The following is a 4240-nucleotide window of genomic DNA, read 5'->3' as shown; positions in this document are numbered from 1 at the left end:
TGTAGTTTTGCCATGGTCAACGTGGCCGATAGTACCGACGTTAACGTGCGGTTTTGTACGTTCAAACTTTTCTTTAGACATCGATTGTCCCTCTAAGACACGGATAAATCGGTGATATCACCACATCAACCAGGCGATATGCCTGAAATGTTGAATATTTAAGCTTACACAGAGAGAAACGGGAAGGAGAAGTGAAGTGGTGCTGATACCCAGAGTCGAACTGGGGACCTCACCCTTACCAAGGGTGCGCTCTACCAACTGAGCCATATCAGCACGTCTGGAGCGGGCAGCGGGAATCGAACCCGCATCATCAGCTTGGAAGGCTGAGGTAATAGCCATTATACGATGCCCGCATCCTGAAACTCGGCTACCCAGTTCTTTCTGTGACAAAAAAAGAGACATGTCTCTTTTTCGCTTGAGCCGGTTAGTCTTTCAACCAGCCCAGACAGTTTTTACGCTGCCAGAAAGTGGTGGTGGGGGAAGGATTCGAACCTTCGAAGTCTGTGACGGCAGATTTACAGTCTGCTCCCTTTGGCCGCTCGGGAACCCCACCGGACTTGATGGTGCCGACTACCGGAATCGAACTGGTGACCTACTGATTACAAGTCAGTTGCTCTACCTACTGAGCTAAGTCGGCATCAAGTAGCGCGCATTCTAGGTAGACCTGCGCCTGCATGCAACAAAAAAATCGCAGAAAACGTTCTATCGCTCACATTTTGTGCGCCAGCATGGAAAAATGCTGTAATTTCATGCAGAGCAGAACAATTATTCAGCAAGTTAGGGGCAGGTGAGGTGAAAAAGCCGCGCATAAACCGATCATCCTCGCCAGCCTGAAGAAGGCTATGTGCGCCGCGCGCTATCTTTTTACCTGTGCGAAGGTTGTGCTTCTCTTTTATAGCGCGATCTCACCTGATTCCTGCTTTCGTGATGCTCCCCTTTGAATCCGCCCGTCGAGGTGATTTTTTCTTATTATTCCTTTTCATCTGGTGTTACCCTCCTGCGTATTGTCCAAATTTAACTTACATGCAGCGTGCCATTGTCGCGGTCTGAATATTCGGTGTCTCACTGAACAGCAGTGATTGAGCGGGAAATGAGCATGGCAGGCAGACATATGCTTATGAGTAAAAAAGAGCAATCGTTAATGACGCCTTACCTTGAGTTTAACCGCAGCCAGTGGGCTGCCCTTCGTGATTCAGTGCCGATGACCCTGACAGAAGGTGAAATCGCGCGGTTAAAAGGCATCAACGAAGACCTTTCTCTGGAAGAAGTTGCAGAGATTTATCTGCCGTTGTCACGTTTACTCAATTTCTACATCAGTTCGAATCTGCGTCGTCAGGCCGTACTGGAGCAGTTTCTGGGCACTAACGGGGAACGCATACCCTACATCATTAGTATTGCCGGCAGCGTAGCCGTGGGTAAAAGCACCACTGCACGTGTGCTTCAGGCGCTGTTAAGCCGCTGGCCTGAACATCGCCGCGTTGAGCTGATTACCACCGATGGCTTCCTCCACCCTAATGAAGTGTTGAAAGAACGCGGGTTGATGAAGAAGAAGGGTTTCCCTCTTTCTTATGATATGCACCGGCTGGTGAAATTTGTCTCGGATCTCAAATCAGGCGTACCCAACGTCACCGCGCCCGTATATTCACACCTCATCTATGACGTGATCCCGGACGGTGATAAGACGGTAACCCAGCCGGATATTCTTATTCTCGAAGGTTTGAATGTGCTGCAAAGCGGTATGGATTATCCACACGATCCACATCATGTATTTGTATCTGACTTCGTCGACTTCTCTATTTATGTTGATGCGCCGGAAGATTTATTACAGACCTGGTATATCAACCGCTTCCTGAAATTCCGTGAAGGGGCTTTTAGTAACCCGGATTCTTATTTCCATAACTATGCCAAACTATCGACGGAAGAAGCGGTCAATATTGCCACCTCCTTGTGGAAAGAGATTAACGGGTTGAATTTAAAAGAAAACATACTACCCACCCGTGAGCGCGCCAGTCTGATTATGACCAAGAGCGCCAATCACGCCGTAGAGCAGGTCCGTTTACGTAAATAAACAAAAAGGAGAGCATTATGCTCTCCTTTTTTTATCCGGCACTTCTTAATGATATTTCGCCACCGACCCATGGCTTGGTAATACCATCCTGCTCAAGTAATAATGCCCCCTGAGCGTCGATACCGCGGGAAATACCGTAAATCTCTTTGTCGCCGATAATTAGCTTCACCGGCCGGTTAATAAAGTTATCCAGCTTTTTCCAGCGCATCAGGTACGGGCTTAAACCTTCCTGTTCAAACAGGTGTAATGCGGTACGTAGTTCACTAATGAGGCGTACTGCCAGCTGGTTGCGATCCACGGCGATCCCGGCCTCCTGGAGGTTGATCCACCCCTGATTCACAATGTCAGCTTCAACGTTGCGCATGGCGAGATTAATACCCGCCCCGATAACTATCTGCGCGGCATCCCCCGTTTTTCCGGTCAGTTCCACCAGAATGCCTGCGAGCTTTCTGTCCTGAAGGTATAAATCGTTGGGCCATTTTACACGCACCTCTTCAGCACCCAGCGCCTGTAATACCTCTGCCATGACAATACCGATAACCAGACTCAGCCCCATAGCGGCAGCCGGGCCCTGTTCCAGACGCCAGTACATGGAAAGATACAGATTGGCGCCGAAAGGTGAAAACCACTTCCGTCCGCGTCTGCCGCGTCCGGCCTGCTGATATTCCGCCACACAAGCATCACCAGAATGTAATTGATCCATGCGATCCATCAGATACTGGTTCGTTGAGTCGATTACCGGCAGAACAGCAATATTCCCCTCATTAAACTGTCCGCTGATAAATGCGTCATCCAGCAACTGGATTGGCTCTGGCAGACTGTAACCTTTACCAGGCACGGTAAAGACATCCACACCCCAGTCACGCAAAGTCTGGACATGCTTATTAATCGCCGCCCTGCTCATGCCAAGATGTTCACCCAGCTGTTCGCCAGAATGAAATTCGCCATCTGCCAGAATGGAGATCAGAGTTAATGGAATGGTATTGTCCTTCACGCGATAATCTCCACTGCATTTACTTCACCCGTCTGGCCGATAAATCGCACTTCCGGCTCCAGCCAGACACTAAATTTATTACCGACCTGCTGGCGAACATGGTGGGCGAGTTTTACCACATCGTCACTGGTGGCGTCGCCAGTATTAATCAGCACCAGGGCTTGCTGACGGTGCACAGCCGCGCCGCCCAGCGTCGTTCCTTTTAATTCACACTGATCGATGAGCCAGCCAGCGGCCAGCTTCACGCTGCCATCAGCCTGAGGATAGTGCGGGGCGGCAGGAAACTGCGCCAGCAATGTTTGGGCTTGCTCAGCGGTGATAACCGGGTTCTTGAAAAAACTGCCTGCGTTACCATTCACTTTTGGATCCGGAAGCTTTGTCATGCGCATGTGGCACACCGCATTAAATACATCCAGAGGCGTCACCGTGTGTGGATCAAGGCGCGTTAAATCGCCATAGGTCAGTACAGGCTGCCATGTTTTTGACAGGCGGAAACCAACGGCAACGATGGCATAACGATCCTGATACTGGTGTTTGAAAGCACTGTCGCGATAGCCAAATTGACACTCTTCAGCGCTCAGACGCAGCCTTTTGCCGGATTCGAGTTCAAGACAGTCGACATACTCACAAACCCGCTGGAGTTCAATTCCGTATGCGCCAATGTTCTGAATAGGAGATGAACCGACACAGCCGGGGATCAGCGCAAGGTTTTCAAGCCCGGGCATACCGTTATCCAGCGTGTACTGTACAAACTTATGCCAGTTTTCCCCTGCCCCGACGTGCAGATGCCATGCATCTGATCGTTCCACCGCCTCGATGCCCATAATGCGGTTCACAATAACGGTGCCGGCAAAGTCTTCCAGGAAAAGAACATTACTACCTTCTCCCAGTAGCAGAACCGGACGCTGATTTTTTACCGCTTCCTGCCAGGCAGAGAGTAACTGTTGCTCATTCTCTGCACGAACAATGCGTGCGGCCTGACGCGCTATACCAAATGTATTCCAGGGCTTAAGGGAGTGATTCATAGACGCTATCCAGAGACAAAAACACGGCTAGTTTACCGTATATATGGCGGGATCGCTTGTGGTTAGTCGTGTGGAGGATGGCGTCAGGGAGATCGCCAAACGCAAAAAGGCCATCCGTGAGGATGGCCTTCTGCTTTGTTTGATGCCTGGCAG

General features: G+C 50.2%; 4 protein-coding genes and 4 tRNA genes. 1 reads left to right on the top strand and 7 read right to left on the bottom strand.

The annotated features are described in order from the left end of the window. From ACQUTD_RS21500 to ACQUTD_RS21480, 5 genes are all read right to left on the bottom strand, one after another. A partial coding sequence (locus ACQUTD_RS21500; RefSeq protein ID WP_003842260.1) for an elongation factor Tu occupies nt 1-81 on the bottom strand: 81 nt, incomplete at its 3' end. Nucleotides 82-197: 116 nt separating this feature from the next. Next, nucleotides 198-273: transfer RNA gene (locus ACQUTD_RS21495), tRNA-Thr, on the bottom strand. A 5-nt stretch (nt 274-278) separates the two neighbouring features. Beyond that, nucleotides 279-353, bottom strand: a tRNA-Gly gene (locus ACQUTD_RS21490). Nucleotides 354-468: 115 nt separating this feature from the next. Next, nucleotides 469-553, bottom strand: a tRNA-Tyr gene (locus tag ACQUTD_RS21485). A gap of 8 nt (nt 554-561) precedes the next feature. After that, nucleotides 562-637: transfer RNA gene (locus tag ACQUTD_RS21480), tRNA-Thr, on the bottom strand. A gap of 480 nt (nt 638-1117) precedes the next feature. Between ACQUTD_RS21480 and coaA the strand changes: the two genes are divergently transcribed. Then, nucleotides 1118-2068, top strand: coding sequence for a type I pantothenate kinase (gene coaA, locus ACQUTD_RS21475; RefSeq protein ID WP_099458838.1), 951 nt, complete (start codon nt 1118-1120; stop codon nt 2066-2068). A gap of 31 nt (nt 2069-2099) precedes the next feature. Here coaA and birA read toward each other — a convergent pair whose 3' ends face one another. Continuing rightward, nucleotides 2100-3062: a bifunctional biotin--[acetyl-CoA-carboxylase] ligase/biotin operon repressor BirA gene (gene birA, locus ACQUTD_RS21470; protein WP_473277442.1), complete on the bottom strand. Its 963-nt coding sequence runs from the start codon at nt 3060-3062 to the stop codon at nt 2100-2102. Further along, nucleotides 3059-4087: a UDP-N-acetylmuramate dehydrogenase gene (gene murB / locus ACQUTD_RS21465; protein ID WP_473277443.1), complete on the bottom strand. Its 1029-nt coding sequence runs from the start codon at nt 4085-4087 to the stop codon at nt 3059-3061. Before murB ends, birA begins: the two co-directional genes overlap by 4 nt. Between the last annotated feature and the right edge of the window lie 153 nt (nt 4088-4240).

It is taken from the genome of Enterobacter sp. K510, assembly GCF_055804875.1.
This window is presented reverse-complemented; position numbering and strand designations above follow the sequence as displayed.

Excerpts from the sequence above, each read along its gene's own strand:
- murB (WP_473277443.1), bottom strand. The coding sequence starts at position 4,087 with ATGAATCACTCCCTTAAGCCCTGGAATACATTTGGTATAGCGCGTCAG.
- coaA (WP_099458838.1), top strand. The coding sequence starts at position 1,118 with ATGAGTAAAAAAGAGCAATCGTTAATGACGCCTTACCTTGAGTTTAAC.